9 protein-coding genes are annotated in these 17173 nt (G+C 62.9%); 5 read left to right on the top strand and 4 right to left on the bottom strand.

What is annotated here, in order from left to right:
* Window positions 1–28: 28 nt before the first annotated feature.
* The 3 genes from ACRRQW_RS00845 to ACRRQW_RS00835 are packed head-to-tail and all read right to left on the bottom strand — an operon-like array spanning window position 29 to window position 3503.
* A complete protein-coding gene (locus ACRRQW_RS00845; RefSeq protein WP_438479277.1) occupies window positions 29–1783 on the bottom strand; it encodes a class I mannose-6-phosphate isomerase in 1755 nt (584 codons plus the stop codon).
* Entirely contained in the window at window positions 1780–2736 is a 957-nt protein-coding gene (locus ACRRQW_RS00840) for an ROK family protein (protein ID WP_438479275.1), read from the bottom strand. Before ACRRQW_RS00840 ends, ACRRQW_RS00845 begins: the two co-directional genes overlap by 4 nt.
* Window positions 2733–3503, bottom strand: a complete 771-nt coding sequence (locus tag ACRRQW_RS00835) for a GntR family transcriptional regulator (RefSeq protein WP_438479274.1) — start codon at window positions 3501–3503, stop codon at window positions 2733–2735. The genes ACRRQW_RS00840 and ACRRQW_RS00835 overlap by 4 nt, the downstream gene beginning before the upstream one ends.
* Window positions 3504–3567: 64 nt before the next feature.
* On the opposite strand from ACRRQW_RS00835, the gene ACRRQW_RS00830 reads away from it, so the two are divergent.
* From ACRRQW_RS00830 to ACRRQW_RS00810, 5 genes are read left to right on the top strand one after another with little or no spacing between them, the layout of a single operon-like run.
* A complete protein-coding gene (locus ACRRQW_RS00830) occupies window positions 3568–6894 on the top strand; it encodes a glycoside hydrolase family 38 C-terminal domain-containing protein (protein ID WP_438479272.1) in 3327 nt (1108 codons plus the stop codon).
* Between the two features lie 17 nt (window positions 6895–6911).
* Complete coding sequence (locus ACRRQW_RS00825; protein WP_438479271.1) at window positions 6912–8297, top strand: sugar porter family MFS transporter; 1386 nt, start codon at window positions 6912–6914, stop codon at window positions 8295–8297.
* Between the two features lie 3 nt (window positions 8298–8300).
* Window positions 8301–11795, top strand: a complete 3495-nt coding sequence (locus tag ACRRQW_RS00820; RefSeq protein ID WP_438479270.1) for a glycosyl hydrolase-related protein — start codon at window positions 8301–8303, stop codon at window positions 11793–11795.
* Between the two features lie 12 nt (window positions 11796–11807).
* Window positions 11808–13667: an FAD-dependent oxidoreductase gene (locus ACRRQW_RS00815; RefSeq protein WP_438479269.1), complete on the top strand. Its 1860-nt coding sequence runs from the start codon at window positions 11808–11810 to the stop codon at window positions 13665–13667.
* 38 nt (window positions 13668–13705) lie between these two features.
* A complete protein-coding gene (locus ACRRQW_RS00810) occupies window positions 13706–13951 on the top strand; it encodes a hypothetical protein (protein ID WP_438479268.1) in 246 nt (81 codons plus the stop codon).
* A 132-nt stretch (window positions 13952–14083) separates the two neighbouring features.
* Here the strand turns inward: ACRRQW_RS00810 and ACRRQW_RS00805 are convergent, their stop codons facing one another.
* A complete protein-coding gene (locus ACRRQW_RS00805; protein ID WP_438479267.1) occupies window positions 14084–17104 on the bottom strand; it encodes a TonB-dependent receptor in 3021 nt (1006 codons plus the stop codon).
* Between the last annotated feature and the right edge of the window lie 69 nt (window positions 17105–17173).

Raw genomic sequence — 17173 nt, 5'->3', positions numbered from 1 at the left:
GCGAAAGCGAGGCGGGCTCTGGACTAAATCAGGAACGCACGAATGCCTTGATCGTGGCGCAAGGCTCGCTGGAAGTCGGATCCGCCGGCCGCACGAGGTAGGGGCCGACGGCGGCGGGCACGATGAAAGTTTCCGCGTAGTGAACGCGAAAAGGGGCGAAGGCGTTGTCGGGACTTTCGACGATCGCGGCGTCGCCTTGCACGAGATTCAGCACGTTGAGATTGCCTTCGGTGTGATGCGGCACGGGCGAGGTAAACCAGTGGCGGCGCGTCTCGATGAACTGGGTTGCGTCGAGCCCCGTGCGCTCCTCCCGCCAACCGTCGCCGGAGGCGAGTGGCGTGATCGGGCTCACAAGATTCTTCGCGACCCAGTTGGCCGTGCGGTCCCACTGGATATTTTTTTCGCCGTGATCGAGGTGAATGGGCCGCGGCTTACCGTCGAGGCCGGCGCGATTCCAATCCCAGAGTTTAAACGTGAACAGGTAAGGCGTGGCGCTGATTTCCAGCACCACACACTCGCGGCCCGAGCAATGCACAGTGCCCGCCGGAATCAGAAAATGATCGTGCGCTTTGGCCGGCCAGGCCGCGGCGAAATTTTCCGTGGGAAACGGTGCTCCGCCCGCTTGCGCGGCCGCGAGCGCGGCCATCATCGCGGCCGGCTCCACGCCTTCACGCAGTCCGAGGTAGACCGATGCGCCCGGGCGCGCGGCGAGCAGGTAGTAACTTTCGTCCTGCGTGTAAGCCATGCCGAACTGCTTCCGAATGTAGGCGGTCAACGGATGGACTTGGAACGAGAGATTTCCGCCGTCCATCGTATCGAGAAAATCGAAACGGATCGGAAACTCCGACCCGAAACGCTGAAACACTTTCGCGCCGAGCAGCGGCACCGGTTGAAACAACACCAGGTCTTGCGCGGGTAATTCGATCTGCGTCGCGCCGAACGCGAGCCGCAGGCTGTTTTCCTCCGGCACGCAGTCGAAGCCCCAGCCGTAGTTCGGCGCGGCGGCGTCGAGCGCGAAATGTTCGCGCAACCACTGACCGCCCCACGGTGCCGGATCGAAATAGGGCACCACGCGAAACGGTTGCTGCGCAGTTTCGCGCAATCCGCGCCGCACCGCCTCGCCGTCGGCGAGTTTCGGCTTGAGCGCTTCGTGCGTATCGAGGATGAAATCCCAGCGGACGATGAGCGGTTGCTTATGCCGGTCGCACACGCGCCAATCCACGTAGAACGCGCGTTTGTAGAGCAGACTCGGCGCGGCGCCGTGGTTGGCCGCACCCAGATTGCCGGTGTCGCCCCGACGCTGACGCAGTTGCGCTTCACGGCGGGAAAGATCGGCATAGACGAGAATATCCGCGTCCGCGATCAGGGTGGCCCCGCAGCCGACCACGAGAATCATTCCGGTAGAAACCTGCGCAATGGCCTGCCGCGATGCCGCCATCCGCGTCGGACAGAAAAAATCCGCCAGGGTCAGTGCATTCATCTGCCCGAAGACCGGGTCGTCGCCGACGAAGGGCGCGACCAGCGCTTCCACTTCCGCGACTGGCCGCAGCGCCTCGCGAGCGGCCAGCGCGAGCGCGGGTTGCAGGCGCGCGGTCAGCTCCGCGAGCACCTGGGCTTCGTCGATGCCGTGGTAACACTCGACCACCACCACCGTTTTTCGCTCGGCGCGTTCGGCCACGCGGGCGCTCAGCCGCCCGGCGATGGCGGACCAGCCGGTCACGCACGCGGAGGCCGCCTCGGAAACGGTAACACACGGAAAGAGATCGTAAGGCGGAAACTTCATGCGGAAGCGTTCGGGAAATTTTTTTCGTTAACGAGCCACGCGCCGCCAAGCAGAGCGGCATCGTCGCCGAGTTCTCCGGCGACGAGTTGCACGCGACCCCACGCGGTGTGGGCGTGGGTGTTTACGTAATGTTGAAGGGCGGGCAAAATGTGTGCGCTGCTGCGCATGATGCCGCCGCCGACGATCACGCGCTCGGGATCGTAAGCGTGGATAAGATTGACGATGGTCGCGGACCAGACGCCCAGGCTGTGATCGCGCAACGCGAGCGCACAGGCGTCGCCGGCCTCGGCCAGTTGGAACACCGACGCATAATCCAATTCCGTTTCGCGCGCGAGGGCGCTCGTCGCAAACTCCGGACGCAACGCGGCGAGCTCGCGCAACACCGCTGTCGACGCCTCCGCCTCGGCGCAACCGACGTTGCCGCAGATACAGGGTCGTCCGCCGTAGCGCACCGTGAGGTGACCGCCGAGCGTGCCGGCCTGACCATGCGCGCCACGCAACACGCGCCCCTGCATCACGACCCCGACGCCGATGCCGGTGCCGAGCGTGACCATGACCACATCGTTGCTGCCGCGACCCGCGCCTTGGCGCCATTCACCGATCAACGCGGCGCGAGCATCATTATCGAGGGCGAGCGGCAGACCGAGGGTGTCCCGGGCCCACGCGCCAAAATCGAAACCGGCGCAGCCGGGAAACTTGCCCCACTCGTCGAGGATGCGCCCGCGCGCCGCGTCGACCAGACTCGGGAAACCGACTCCAAGTCCAGCCACTGTAGCGAGTTCGATGTTGGCTTCGTGGCACAGCGCGCGCCACGTGGCGGCCAAGGCGGGCAGGCGATCCGGCCAGCGTTGATCCGCGAGGGCGGGCTCGATCTGGCGAGCGATGATTTGTCCATCGCGCACGACGGCGAGTTTGATGCGCGTGCCGCCGATGTCCCCGGTGAGCGCGATCACGACGGTTCTCTCCGCAAGTCGAGGGTGAGGGTGAAACGGGAAGAGACGTAATGCACCTCCGCGTATTCGATGGGGCGCTTGCGTGCGTCGCTCACGGTGTGACTGCGCAACAGCAGCGGCGTGCCGCTTTTGATCGCCAGTTTTTTGGCGAGGGCCGCCGTGGCGACCACCCCGGAAAATTCTTCACGCGCGGTGTCGGCGACCACGCCGGTCGCGGCTTCGATAACATCGTAGAGCGGTTTGGAAAAATCTTCCGTGCCCGCGAGCCGCAAACGCGGGTGAAACCACGAGCGCGAATAAAGCACCGGCTGGCCGCCCCAGCCGCGCACGCGGTCGAGACGCAGCAGCGGAGTGTCGCTGCTCACTTGGAGCGCGATGGCGGCGTGTTCGCTCACGCGGTGCACGCCGTAGTCCTGGCTGAAGTTCACCACTTCGATGCCTTGCGCGGCCATCTCGCGCGAAAAACTGCGCCACGCGCCGATGGCGGATTCCGCGCGTGGGCGCGCGACGCGGGTGCCGATGCCGGCTTTGCGCTCGAGCACGCCCTCTTGCACGAGCCGGGCGAGGGCGGCGCGCGCGGTGCCGCGGCTCACGCCGAGCCGACTGGCGATGGTGAGTTCGTCGGGCAGCAGCGCCCCGTCCTGAAATTCCGGTAGCGCCGCGAGGCTGCGCAGGCGCGCTTCAACGAGGCGGTGGAGCGGTTGACCGGATTCGGCGCGAAGCGGGGCGAGGGCCGAGAGGGTGGAAGCAATCTCGTTGGCGGGCATGTTCAAATGTTTAAACAAATATGCTTGACCGGCGGGAGCGTTGCCAAGCAGATTTTGCGGCAAGATGCTTTTTTCTCCGTCGCACCCCTCGACGTTTTGGCTCCGCCGGCTGTGGCGGGCGCGGGTTTTCCTCCTGCTCGGGTTGCTTGGAGTTCGCGTCGAAGCGGCGGGCTACACGCGATTGCAGCCGCTGCCGGCGCCGCGCATCGTGGCGGCATCCGAGGCGCATCCGAACGGGCACACCCCGCTGCACCTGACAGATGGCGACCCGAAGACGCAGTATATTTCCGCGAGCAAAGGGGTGCAGACGTTTGTAGAATTCGATTTTGGTCGCACGGTGCAACTCGCCGCGTTTCGTCATCAAGACCGGGCGAGTTCCGCCACGGTGGCGCGGTCGGAGTTGGTCGGGTTCGACGATCAGGGACGCGAGGTGGCGCGCGTCGCCGTGGTTCACTCGGGTGAAACCAGTGGCATCACGATGCACGCAATGGCCCCGGCAATTCCCGTGCGGCGGGTGCGCTGGCAGATCACCGAGCTGGGCGGCGCGCGCGTGGGCACGGTCGGGGGAACGGAGATCACCTTTTTCGAGGCGGGCAAAACCGTGGGCGAGCCGGTCGCACTCACGTTGGCGGCAGTGGCGTTGCCCATCGCGCAGCAGACGGAGAGCGGATTGCAGCAAGCGCTGCATGTGACCATCGATTATCCCTATGCGGAGTCGGTCGACGCGAGGTTGAGCGTGGGCGAGTTGCCGCCGCAACCGGTGCGTTTGGTGGCGGGAGCGCAGACGGTGGAACTCGCGGTTCCGGTTTCTTCGCAGGCGCGGAATTGGAAAATGGAACTCGCCGATGCGAACCAGCGCGTGTTCGCGAGTCAGTCGTTCGCGGTGCCGCCGTTTCGGGAACTGACGATTTATGTGCTGCCGCATTCACACGTCGATATCGGTTACACGGAGAGTCAGGCGGACGTGGAGGAGAAGCAGGTTAACAACCTGCTCGCCGGTATCGCGGCGGCGCGGAAAACCGCCGATTACCCGGCCGGTGCGCGCTTCGTTTGGAATCTCGAGGGGGTGTGGCCCGCTGATCTTTTGCTGCGGCGGTTGGGGCCGGAGCGACACGATGAATTTTTGCAGGCGGTGAAAAGCGGCCAGGTGGCGCTCAACGGCATGTATGCGAATACGCTCACGGGACTGTGCCGGCCGGAGGAACTGGTGCGGGTGTTTCGCTTCGGCACCGAACTGAGCGCGCGCATTGGCGTGCCGATCGACAGTGCGATGATTAGCGATGTGCCGGGTTACACGTGGGGCACGGTGCCTGCGATGGCGCAGGCGGGCATTCGCTATTTTTCCGCGGCCCCGAACTACTTCGATCGCATCGGCGACATTCTCGTCGAGTGGGAAAATAAACCGTTTTGGTGGGTCGGCCCGTCGGGGAAGGATCGTGTGTTGGTGTGGGTGCCGTCGAGCGGTTACGCGCTGGCGCACATTATCCGCCGGCTTTCGCCGCGCTGGCTGGTGAGTTATGCAGATGAATTGGTGCGCACGGGTTACGCTTACGATGTCGCTTACATTCGCTGGGCGGGGCAGGGCGACAACGGCGTGCCGGATCTGGCGATCAGCGAATTCGTGAAAACTTGGAATGCGTCGCACGCCTGGCCGCGTTTTGTGATCGGGTCGGTGCACGACGCCTTTCAGGCGCTCGAGCAAAAACACGGCGCGCAACTCCCGGAAGTGCGCGGCGACTGGACGCCTTATTGGGAAGATGGCGCGGGTTCCTCGGCGCGCGAGACGGCGATGAATCGCGCGAATTCCGACCGGCTCGCGCAGGCGGAAGCGCTCTGGGCGATGCGTGCGCCGCGCCGTTATCCGCGCGAGGAGTTTGCGGGCGCGATGCAACATGTGCTGCTTTACGATGAACACACGTGGGGCGCCTCGCGCAGCGTGTCGGCGCCCAATCACTCCACGACGCTCGAACAATGGGCGACCAAAAGCGCGTATGCCGCCACCGCGGATACGCAGTCGCGCGATTTGCTGGCTCGCGGGTTGTCGGGCGCGGTGACGGGAGCGGCGGTGGCGGACAGCGTCGATGTGTTTAACACGAATTCATGGACGCGCACGGGCCTCGTTACGCTGTCGAAAGACATGGCGGTGATCGGTGACCGCGTGAGCGACGAACAAGGCGGGCCGGTGCCGTCGCAACGGCTGACGACGGGCGAACTGGTGTTGCTGGCGAGTGACGTGCCGGCTTTTGGAGCGCGTCGTTACCGGTTAAGCGCCGGGCGTGCGCACGAGGGAGGGAAGGTCGCGATCACCGATGCCACGCTCGACAACGGGCTCGTGAAGGTGGGCCTCGATCCGCAGAGCGGCGACATCGTCGAACTGCGCGCGCGCGGCGTGGAGGCGAATCTGGCGCAGCCGGAAAAGACGGCCGCGTTGAACGGGTATTTGTCTTTTAATGGCGACGATCCATCAAAGGCGCGCCGCAGCGGAGCGGCCACTCTTCGCGTAAAAGAGCGCGGGCCGCTGGTTGCTTCGCTCCTCGTGGAGTCGACGGCTCCGGGCGCGTTTACGCTGACGCGCGAAGTGAAACTGGTCGCGGGAGCGGACCATGTTGAGATCGAAAACTTCATCGACAAGCAGCGGCTCGTCGCGACCGATTACCGTCTGCCCGAAGGCAAGGAGAGTGTGAATTTTGCGTTCCCGTTCAATGTGCCCGGCGGACAGATGCGACTCGAAGTGCCGTTCGGCGTCATGCGGCCCGATCAGGATCAGATTCCTGGGTCGTGCAAAAATTGGCTAACCGTCAATCGCTGGGCCGACGTGTCGAATGCAGATTACGGGGTCACGTGGGTGTCACGCGACACGCCGCTGGTTCAGGTCGGCGGGCTGACCGCGAATTTATTAAACTCGCAGACCAATCCGGCGGTGTGGCGGAAAGCCATCGAACCGACGCAAGCGCTCTACGCGTGGGTGATGAACAACCACTGGGGCACCAACTATCGCGCTTATCAAGAGGGCCCGCATACGTTCCGTTTCGTGCTACGCCCGCACGCGGGTTACGATCCGGCGGCGGCCTCGCGACTGGCGATCGCCGCGAGCCAGCCGTTGCTCGCGGTGCGCTCACGCGGCGAAGTTTCGAAACTCGCTCCGACGTTGAGCGTGGAGTCACCCGATGTGGTCGTGACGGGACTCAAGCCCAGTGACGACGGCAAGGCGTTGATCGTCCGGTTGTGGGGTGCGGCCGGCAAGGATGTGGAAACACGTCTGATGGTCGCGGGCGTTTCATCTGGCGCCGTGAGTCTCAGTGACACCAGCGAGCGACCGCTGCAGGCGTCCGGCGATAAAATTAAAGTGCCCGCGTGGGGCCTCGTCACGCTGCGCGTCGAACTGCCCTGATTTTCTTCACTTCTTTTATGTCCACTCGATCTTCGACTCTTTTGCTCGTGTCACTCGTCGCCGGCTTCGGCGGTTTTTTGTTCGGCTACGACACGGCCGTGATCAACGGGGCGAATCAATACCTCAAAGCCTACTTCCAGCTCACGCCGTTTCAGGAAGGCATCGCGGGGGCGAGCGCGATTCTTGGGTGCATTCCCGGCGCGATGTTCGCGGGATTTTTGAGCGATCGTTTTGGGCGCCGGCGGGTGCTGTTTTTGTGCGCAATTCTCTATGGCGTGTCGGCAGTGTGGTCGGCGGTGCCGGGTTCGTTTATCGAGTTTCTCATTGCACGCTTCGTGGGCGGACTCGGCATCGGCGCGTCGTCGATGGTGTGCCCGGTGTATATCGCGGAGCTGGCTCCGGCTGCGAGGCGCGGGCGGTTGGGATCGCTGTTTCAATTTGGCATCGTGCTGGGAATTTTCCTAACGCTCTTCGTCAACGCGCTCATTCAGGGCCTCGGTGACGAGGCGTGGAATACGGCGCGCGGCTGGCGGTGGATGCTGGGTGCGGAAGCGTTGCCCGCGCTCGGTTTGCTGGGACTGTTGTTCGCCGCGCCGGAAAGTCCGCGCTGGTTGCTCGCGGCGGGTCGGGAAAAAGAAGCGCGGGGGCTCCTCGAAAATGTGGGTGGTGCCGCCTATGCGAACGAGGAAATCGCGGCGGCGCGCGCGGCTGCGACTGGGTCGGGCGAAGGCCGATTCGGTGAGTTATTCGGTGCGCGGTTTCGGACGCCGCTCGTGATCGCGGTGGTGTTGATGGCCGTCTCGCAGTTCAGCGGAATCAACGCCATCATGTATTATTCGACCAAGATTTTCACGTCGGCGGGCGTGGGGGTGGAAAACGCTTTCAGTGCGTCCGTGGTGGTGGGACTCGTGAATCTGGTGTTCACGTTTGTGGCGATGGCGCTGGTGGACCGCGCGGGTCGGCGGCCCTTGTTGCTCGCTGGACTGGCGCTGCAGGTCGTGGCGCTCGGTGCGGTCGGCGCGATGTTTTTCGCAGGCGTGAGCGGGCTGCCGCTCTTGATCGGCGTGCTCGTATTTATTGCCGCGTTCGCCATGGCGCTCGGGCCGATCCCGTGGATTGTCTGCTCGGAAATTTTCTCCACGCAACTGCGCGGACGCGCGATGTCAGTCGCGACGTTCGTCATCTGGGTTTCGTGCTACGCGGTGGCGCAGACGTTTCCGATGTTGAATGACAATCCGGCTATCGGGCCGGGGATGACGTTTTTTATCTACGCGGCGTGCAGTCTCGCGGGTCTCGTTTTTGTGTTCGTGATGCTGCCCGAAACCAAAGGGCGCACGCTGGAGCAACTCGCCGCGCAGTGGTCGGTGCGCGCGGGCAAATCGTCAACGTCTGCCAGGAACTAACCGATGCGTCGCTTTTTTATTCTTTCGATCGCGCTTGGACTTTTTGCGACCGCGCTGCGGGCTCAGGCCCAAGCGCAGTCGGCGTCCCCGGCGGACGCTTATTGGCGGATCGAAGTTTCGCCGCTGAATCCACACCCGTTCGCGCGGGCCAGCGCTTCGACGTTGGTCTATGACGTCGATGGACCACCCGCGGCGCGGCAGTGGCGTCAGGACCAAGTGGCCGCCAACACGAATGCATCGATCTACACGGTGCGTTTTAACCTGAGCGAAGTTCCCGTCCACGCGCCGGTGCTGGCGGCGGAAATTTTCTTCACGAGCATGGCGCCCGGCACGGTTGTCGTGACGGTTAATGGCACGGCGGGTCGGTTTCGCATCAAGCCGGCGATTGGCACGGCGAAAAATTACGAACAGGCCAACGCCACGACGTTTTCGGCGCAATCGCTGCGCGCGATCCTCCCGCCGGAGCTGTTGCGCGCGGGGAGGAACGAGATCGGCATCGCTTACACGGACATTCCGGAAAAAGTGAAAGGCGAAATCACCGCGGTCGAAAGCCGCCTCGGCACGGTTTCGTATGAGTCGCTGGCGCTGTTGCGGGGAGCTGCTGACGTCACGGCGACTCCGGCGGTCGCATCGGTCGAGCCGTCGATCTTTTTTAAACGCCAGGCCGGCGGACTCGTCGAGCTGACTGAGGTGGTGGTGCGTTATGCGCGGCCGTTTAGTCGCGGCCAGGTGAAGTTGACAGTTGGCGGCGCCACCGTGGGCAGCGTAGCCCGCGCGGCATCGGCGTCGTTTGGTGAAGAGCGTTTTGAACTCGCGGTTCCGGCGGTGGATGGAGTGACGCCTTACGAACTCGAACTGGATCTCGACGGACGCGTGCAGACGTTGCGCGGGGAATTTCGCCCGGCCAAACGCTGGTCGCTTTTTGCGACGCTGCAGAATCACAGCGACATCGGTTACACCGACTACCAGCCCGGCGTGCAGGAGCTGCATAATCGCAATGTCGACGATGTGCTGCGGGTGCTCGACGAACATCCGGAACACAAGTTCGTGCTCGAATCGACGTGGCTGGCGGAAAATTTTATTAACTCGCGGACACCGGAGCAGGGGAAAAAGCTGATGGAGCATGCGCGGAACGGCCGGCTCGAAGTCAGTCCGTTTTATCTGAATCTGCTCACCGGACTGAGCACAGGTGAGGAATTGTATCGCGCGCTCTATCCGGCGGCGAAGCTGCGGCGCGATTACGGTTTGCCGATGCGCGCGGCGACGATGACGGACGTGCCTTCGCATAGCTGGTTTTTGCCCGGACTGCTCGGCGATGCCGGCATCCAGAGTCTTTCGATCGGCAGCAACCAGCATCGCGGGCAAATTTTGATGGGCAGCGATCTCGCGGAGACGTCGCCTTTTTATTGGCAAGGTGCGGACGGTCGCCGCGTGCTCGTCTGGTATACGCGGGTCTATGGACAGCTGCTGCGGCTGGTCGGCGATCGCGGCACGCCCGAGCGGTTGCAACGGTCGTTGCCGCAATTTATGGCGCGTTTTTTGCGCGAAGATTATCCGTTGGATAGTCTGCTGCTCTACGGACTTTACGGCGACAACATGGATGTGCGCGAAGGCGAGGTCGCGTTGTTCGAGGAATGGAATCGCACGTTTGCCTACCCGCGCATCATCCCGGCGACGCACGCCGATTATTTCGAGCATGTGCGCAAGACGGCGAAGCACGAGATTCCGGTGCAACGCGGCGATGGCGGGGCGTATTGGGAAGATGGCGCGGGCTCTTCCGCAGCGGAAACGATCCGCAATCGCGACAGCCAGCGTTTGCTGCCGGTGGCAGAAATGGTGTCGTCGTTCGCGACCGCGTTCATGCCCGGGCAAAATTATCCGCACGAGCAGTTTCGGGCGGCGTGGCGCGACGTGCTTTTTTACGACGAGCACACCTGGGGCGCGAATCGGAGCATCACGCAACCGGATCGCGACATCGTGCGCGGGCAGTGGGATTTCAAACAGGCGTTTGCCCAGCGGGGGCACCTCGCGTCCCGGGCGCTTTGGCTCGGGGGCATGGATCGGCTGGCGCGACAGATCAGTGTGCAAGGGCAGACGTTAATCGTCTTTAATGCCGATGCGCGGACACGTTCGGGAGTAATTGAAACCGACCTCGATCCGGGCGTGTCGCTCGTCGACCCCGCGAGTGGCCAGGCGGTCGCGATGACGATCGTGGCCCGCCAGGAGGGTTTCGATACGATCCGCTTTATCGCGCAAGACGTGCCCGGCATCGGCTACCGGACCTACACGCTCAAGCGCGGGAAAGTGGAGGAACCGCCGGCTTCGCAAACGTCGTGGGAAATTAAATCGCGCCACTACCGCGTGAAACTCGACCCTGCGAGCGGAGCGATTGTTGAGTTGGAAGATCTCGCGCTCGGCAAACAACTCGTGGATGCGGCTTCGCCTTACGGATTGAACCGGCTCGTGTATGTGTCCGGCGGCGAAGGTTCGCGCGTGGTGAACAACAACACCTCGCCGGAGGCGGTCTTGCGGCGCGACCCCGCGAGCCACGCCGTGCTCGTGCGCAACACCGGCGACTCGATCACGGTGCGCGCGAGCGCGCCGAACGTGCCGGTGATTGAAACCACGATCACGGTTTACAATGAACTCAAGCGCGTGGATATCGTGAACCGCGTGGTGAAAACGGAGACGCGCGACAAGGAAGCGGTGTATTTCGCGTTTCCGTTCCGGGCGAATCCGCCCGCGCTCGCTTACGAAAGTCAGGCGGGCTGGATTCAACCCAATCGCGATCAGTTGCCGGGTGCGGCGCGTGAGTGGTTTGCGACGCAGAATGTGGTCGTGGCGCGCGGCGACGCTATCGCCATCGCGTGGGCGTCGCCGGACGCGCCGTTGTGCACGCTGACCGAGATCAATCGCGGGCTGTGGCTCACGGACCTGCCGGTGAAGAATGCGCACGTGTATTCCTATGTGATGAACAATTACTGGGTCACCAACTACAAGGCGTCGCAGGGCGGCGAGATGACGTTCCGCTACGCGATCACGAGTGCCGCGACGATGGACGAAGTGGCGGCAAGCCGCTTTTCGGCGGACACGCGTTCTCCGTTGCTGCCGTTTCAATATGTGAATGCGGGCAGTAATCGCGTGCAGGCGACGACGCGTGCCATGCCGGTCGGTCGCGGGGCGTTTCTCGAGATCGATCCGGCGCACGTGCAGGTGTCGGCGTTCAAGCAGGCGGAAGATGGTGACGGTTACATTTTACGGCTGCGGGAAGTGGCGGGACGCAGCGGAACCGTGCGACTGAGTTCGCCGGTGTTTGCGTTGAAAGCGGTGCGCCAGACCAACGCGGTCGAGGACAATGAGGCCGCGCTCGCGGTAGAAGGCGGGCGCACCGCGATGCTGCCGGTGGCGGCGTATCGCTACGTCACGTTTCGTTTGAACTTCGACGCGGCGGCGAGTCCGCCGACGAAAGCGCCAGCTCCGGCCAAAACCAAAAAGTAACTGCACAAATTTATGAAAATCATGATCCTGAATTCCGTGACTCTTTTTTGGCTGCGACGCTCGGGCGTGGGCGTGGCGTGGTTGCTCCTGATCACTGCGCTGGGTCTCCGCGCGGCGGAGTCATCGACACCTGCAATCACGCGTTCGGCGGACGTGGTCGTGGTGGGCGGCACGCCGGGCGGGATCATGGCGGCGATCAGCGCGGCGCGGCAGGGGCAGACCGTGTTGTTGCTCGAGCGTTACGATCATATTGGCGGATTGCCGGCCAACGGGCTCGGGGCAACGGACGGGCGCGCGGGCGGATTATTTGCGGAATTCGCGCGGCGTGTGCTCGCGGATTATGCGCAGCGTTATGGTGCCGAGTCCGCGCAAGTGAAGGAGTGTTTCGAAGGCCGGCGCTTTGAGCCTTCCGTGGCCCAGCGAGTGTTCGAGGTGATGGTCGCGGAGCAGTCGCGGATCACGCTGTTGTATCAACGGCAATTCGATGCCGAGCCGGATAACGCGACGCTCGTGGGCCGGCGTCTCACGGAGATTCGCGTGATGGATCGCGCGACGGGGAAAGTCGAGCAGGTGAAAGGCGGCGTGTTTATCGATGCGACTTACGAAGGGGATCTGGCGGCGGCGGCCGGTGCGCCGTATCGGTTGGGCCGCGAAGACCGGCAGGAATTTGACGAGCCAATGGCGGGGCAGGCGTTCAAGGTCTGGCGCGGGGGCGTCGCTCCCGGCACGACGGGCCGCGGCGACAACGCGATCCAATCTTATAACTACCGTTTGCCGCTGACGAAAAATCCGGCGAATCGGGTGCCGATCGAAAAGCCCGCGGATTACCGGCGCGCGGACTATGTGTCGTTGATCGATGACGTGAAGACCGGACGCAATGTCGGGTTGCCCGGGCCGCGCCCCGAGATGGAGTGGGAAGGCATCGGGCGCATCGTCAACATGGTGAAATTGCCGAATGAAAAAACCGACGCCAACAACCAGCACGCGGCGTTTATCTCGACCGATTTGCCCGAGGAAAACTGGCCGTGGCCGACTTCGTCGTGGCAATGGCGCGACCGGTTTGCGCAGCGGCTGCGCGATTACTCGCTCGGGCTCGTTTGGTTTTGCCAGAACGATGCCGAATTGCCGGCCGACTTTCGCGCGCGGTGCGCCGAGTGGGGTCTGTCGCGTGACGAGTATCCGCAGAACGGCCATTTCCCGCGGCAAGTGTATGTGCGTGAAGGCCGGCGCATCATGGGCGAATATCTTTTCACGGCGCACGATACCTTGCCCGTGGTAAAAGGCGGGCGTCCGCCCGTGCATCGCGACAGCATCACGTCGAGCAGTTACAACCTCGACTCGCACGCCGTGCGGAAACGCGAGGCAGGGCGGCTCAATCTCGACGGCATTTTCAGCTGGCCGAATGCGCCTTACACGGTGCCTTACCGCGTGATCGTGCCGCGCGATGTCGAGGGATTGCTTGTGCCGGTCGCGGTCTCAGCGACGCACATCGGTTACAGCACGATCCGGATGGAACCGTGTTGGATGGCGTTGGGCGAAGCCGCCGGCGTGGCCGCCAGTTTTTCGCTGAAGCGGAAAATTTCTCTGCGGGAGATGCATGTGGCCGATCTCCAGCGTGAATTGCTGCGCGGGCAGGCGAATTTGATTCAGGTGCGCGACCTGGCGCCGGAGCATCCGAATTACGCGGCGGTGCAGATGCTGGGTTTGCGCGGAGTTCTGCTGGAGTGGCTGGTGCGGGCCGACAAACCGGCGACCGCGGCGGACATCGCCGAATGGCACCGCATTTTGCAGTTGTCGCCCGAAAGCTTGGCCACCGGACCCGTCACGCGGGGCGCTTATCTGCAACTGCTCTGGGAAAAAATTTCCCGCTGAGCCGCGGTTTTAAAATCGAGCGGACGTAGTCTCTCACGGTGAAAACAAGAAATAAAAAAGCAGCACTGGAGGCGGCGACGCAGGTCCCGCTCTGGCTGTTGCGCCGTGAGAAAATGAGTCTCGCGCAGTGGCAGCGCGAAAAATACGCGGAAGCGAAAGCGCTGCGCGCCGCGTTTGAAAAGTATCGCGAAGGCTGCGCCTATGGCCCGATCAGCTACGCCGACCTCGAGTTGTTGGAAACAAAACTCAACGGACTCGTCGCCGCGCACGGTCGACCGCGATAGGACGAGGGCGGAAACTGACAGGAAGAAGTCGCGGCACGATTCGCTCCTGAAGCGTTTCACGTTTTAAGTGTGCCAAAAAAAGCCGCCCGATTTTCATCGGGCGGCGAAGGAGTTATCGGAGTCGTCGCGAGGTTAGAAGCGGCCTTTGATGCCGCAGGTGTAGGTGACGCCGTTGACTTGATAGGAGCGCCAGACGGGAGCGTTCGGCGTGAAGCGATCCATCGTGATGCGCTTCGCGTTCGTGAGATTTCGCGCGCTGAAGAATAAGCTCATTTTCTTCGTGAGTTGAATACTCGCGCTGGCGTCGAGCGTGATGAAACTGCGGCGATACGATGTATCGTCGACGACGATGGCGACGTCGTCTTTCCACAACCAGTTCACGTTGGCGTTCAAGCGGCGGTAACCGTAACTGACGCCGGCGGCGACGGAGTGAGGCACCATGTCGGGCACCACGATTTCGGCGGAGTTGTAGGTGTAGCTGCCGCGAATGCCGAGGCCCTTGAACAGACCGGGAAGGAACGAGAGACTCTGCGAATATTCCAGCTCCACGCCTTGAATCTCGGTGGTGCCGCTACTGTTCGCGGTGGTTTGGAATTCGTAGGCGGAGTAGTCTTCCGGACCGTCGTAACCGAATTGCTCGGCGGTGAGCGTGTTCGTGACCATCAGGCCGTTGACGTGATTTTGGTAGAGGTTCAGCGCAAGGATGCCCACCGGCTCGAAGTAGTAGGCGAGGCGGGCGGAGATGTTATCCGAATACTCGGGCGAGAGGCCGATGTTCGGTGCGGCGATCACGAGGGTCTGCTCGTTCACGTTGAAAAAGCCCGCGACGTCCTTGAAGGCTGGCCGGCGAATGGTGCGGCTGTAACCAAGCTGGAAATCGAGATTCTTGCTGATCGGGTATTTGAGCGACGCGCTTGGGAAGAAATCGTCGTAGCGATTGAGGCGGTGCGCACGCGGCTTGGAAAAGAACTGATATTCGAGTCCGGGAATCGTCGTCGCGCGGCCGTTCGCGCCGACCGGGAACCCTGCGGCGGTTACTTCGGCGGCGGTGCGTTGAGCCAATTCCGTGGCGTCGCCGCTGGTCTGCTCCCAACGCACGCCGGCGCGGATCGACGCACGGCCGACTTTCGTCGTGCCCATGAGAAAGGTGGCGTCGATGGTTTCCTCGTAGCGGCGCGGGCTTGTGATGAACGCGGTCGTGTAGTTTGCCGGAGTAAACGTGTAGGCGAATTCGTTGGGCGCGTCCTGGAAGCGTTTTCCAATGGCGATGAGATCGGCCATGAAAATATTCTGGCCCGACAGCGAGGTGATCGTCGTGCCCGTCATCCCGAGGCTGTAAGGATACGCCGAGCGAAAACCATTCCAGCCGATGTTGGTGCCGTTGGGCGCGTAGTTGTATTGGTTGGTGGCGCCGCTGCTGGAGTAGTTGTAGAACTCGTATTGGGTTTTGACGCCGGTCTTCCACGTGATGGGCCGGATGAAATTGGTCGTCAGCTTCGCGGTGATTTCGCCGCCGTAAGTATTGCGGCGCGAGGTGCGGCCGTCGTTGAGCGCGGCCACCGAGGTGTCGCTGTAACCGTTGCCGAAATCCGCGCCCCCGGTTTGCGTGATCTGCCAGTCGTAGGCGTCGGCGGAAGCGCGTTCTGCGCGGAACGCGATGTTGCGCGTGGCCGAGGTGCCGACGTCGGCAGCGGAGCCCTGGCGGTTCTTCGGGTCATACCACGCGTGCGAGCGCGAGAGGGCGAATTTTCCTTCGAAGAGCACGTTGCCCCATTTGTATTCGAACTTCGGCGTCAGCGTGAACGACTGGCCGACTTTCGCCGTTCCGGCCGGACGGGCGGCGGAGAGCGCGGCGGTGGAATTGCTGCGGAAATTGACGAGCGGATCGGTGCCGACGACGGTCGCGCGCGCGCCGGTTTGGAAGAGTGCGGTGCGACCGTATTGCCAGAGTTCGGACCAGCTGTAGATCGCGCCCAGCGAGAGGATCAAGTTCGGCGAGGCTTTGTAGTCAGCGGTGAGCGTGGTGGAAAACCGCTCGTTGGTGCGTTGCGACGCGCCGAAGTTTAATTGCGTGATCACCTGCGGGCGCGGGTCGGCGACGGTCGGGGTGCGGTCGAAGGTCAGCGTGCTCGTGCTCGATTCTTGATAGAGATTCGATTCGCTGACGGTCAGGACGAGGCCGAGGCGTTTCTTGAAAAACACGTCGGAGAATTCGATCATGCCGCCCGGCCCGAGTTTCGAGCGTTGGCGTTCGTCGGGTCCCATGCTGCGACCGAGCTGCAAGGCTTCGGAGTGCGCGGCGACGTTGGCCTGCCACGTGATGCGACGGCCGGGCCGATCGAAGGCGCGCTTCGAGCGAAGGTTGATGGTGCCGGCGGGGGCGTTGGCGTCCATGTCGGCGCTGACGGTTTTCGAAATTTCGATCGAGTCCATGCTGCTCAACGAAACGGTTTCGAAGGTGAAGGCGCGGGAGTTGGTCGCGCCTTGGAGCGTGGGATCGGCGGTGTTGATCGACATGCCGTCGATGGTGACGGACGTGTATTCCGAGCCCAGGCCGCGCAGGCCGATCGTGCGGACTTCACCGAACGCGGTGTCGGCTTCGACGCCGGGTAAATGCTTGAGAAATTCGCCGAGATTTCCTTCCGCGTCGTCGCCGAAGAGATCGGAAGAAACGGTGTTCGTGATGTTCATGGAACTGCGCTGATCCATGATGGCTTTGGCGCTCCCTTCGCGTTGGGCGGAGACGGTGAATTTTTCCAGTTTCACGGCTTCACCCGGATCGGATTCCGCCTGCATCGAGCTGATGAGTTCAATGTCTTTGACGACGGTTTCGCCGGCCGCGACGTTTACCGTGAGCGTGGCGGAATAATAGCCGGTGTAACTCACGGTGATCGTGTGCGTGCCGGCGGGGACGTTGGGGAGGACGAAGCGGCCTTCGCTTTCGGAGACGGCGAGTTGACCGGTTTCGGCGAGGCGAACTTGCGCGCTGCGGAGAAACTCATTGGTGCGGGGACTGAAAATGCGCCCGGAAATCGAGCCCGCTTCACGGCGGGAAGATTCAACGGTCGCATCGGAAGGGGCGGCGGATGCCGCCGGCAGGGCTACGCTCGCGGCAAAAAGCGCAAGCATAGCCAGTGGGGTGATGGCTTTCATGGGGTAGGGTATGAACACGCGCCCAGGGGTGGGCGCGTGCGGGGTGACTGACTGACGCTCACTAAAAAA

This window comes from Oleiharenicola lentus (assembly GCF_051660365.1).
Classification (GTDB): domain Bacteria; phylum Verrucomicrobiota; class Verrucomicrobiia; order Opitutales; family Opitutaceae; genus Lacunisphaera; species Lacunisphaera lenta_A.
The sequence above is the reverse complement of the archived record's forward strand: the minus strand, read 5'-3'. Positions and strand labels throughout refer to the sequence as shown.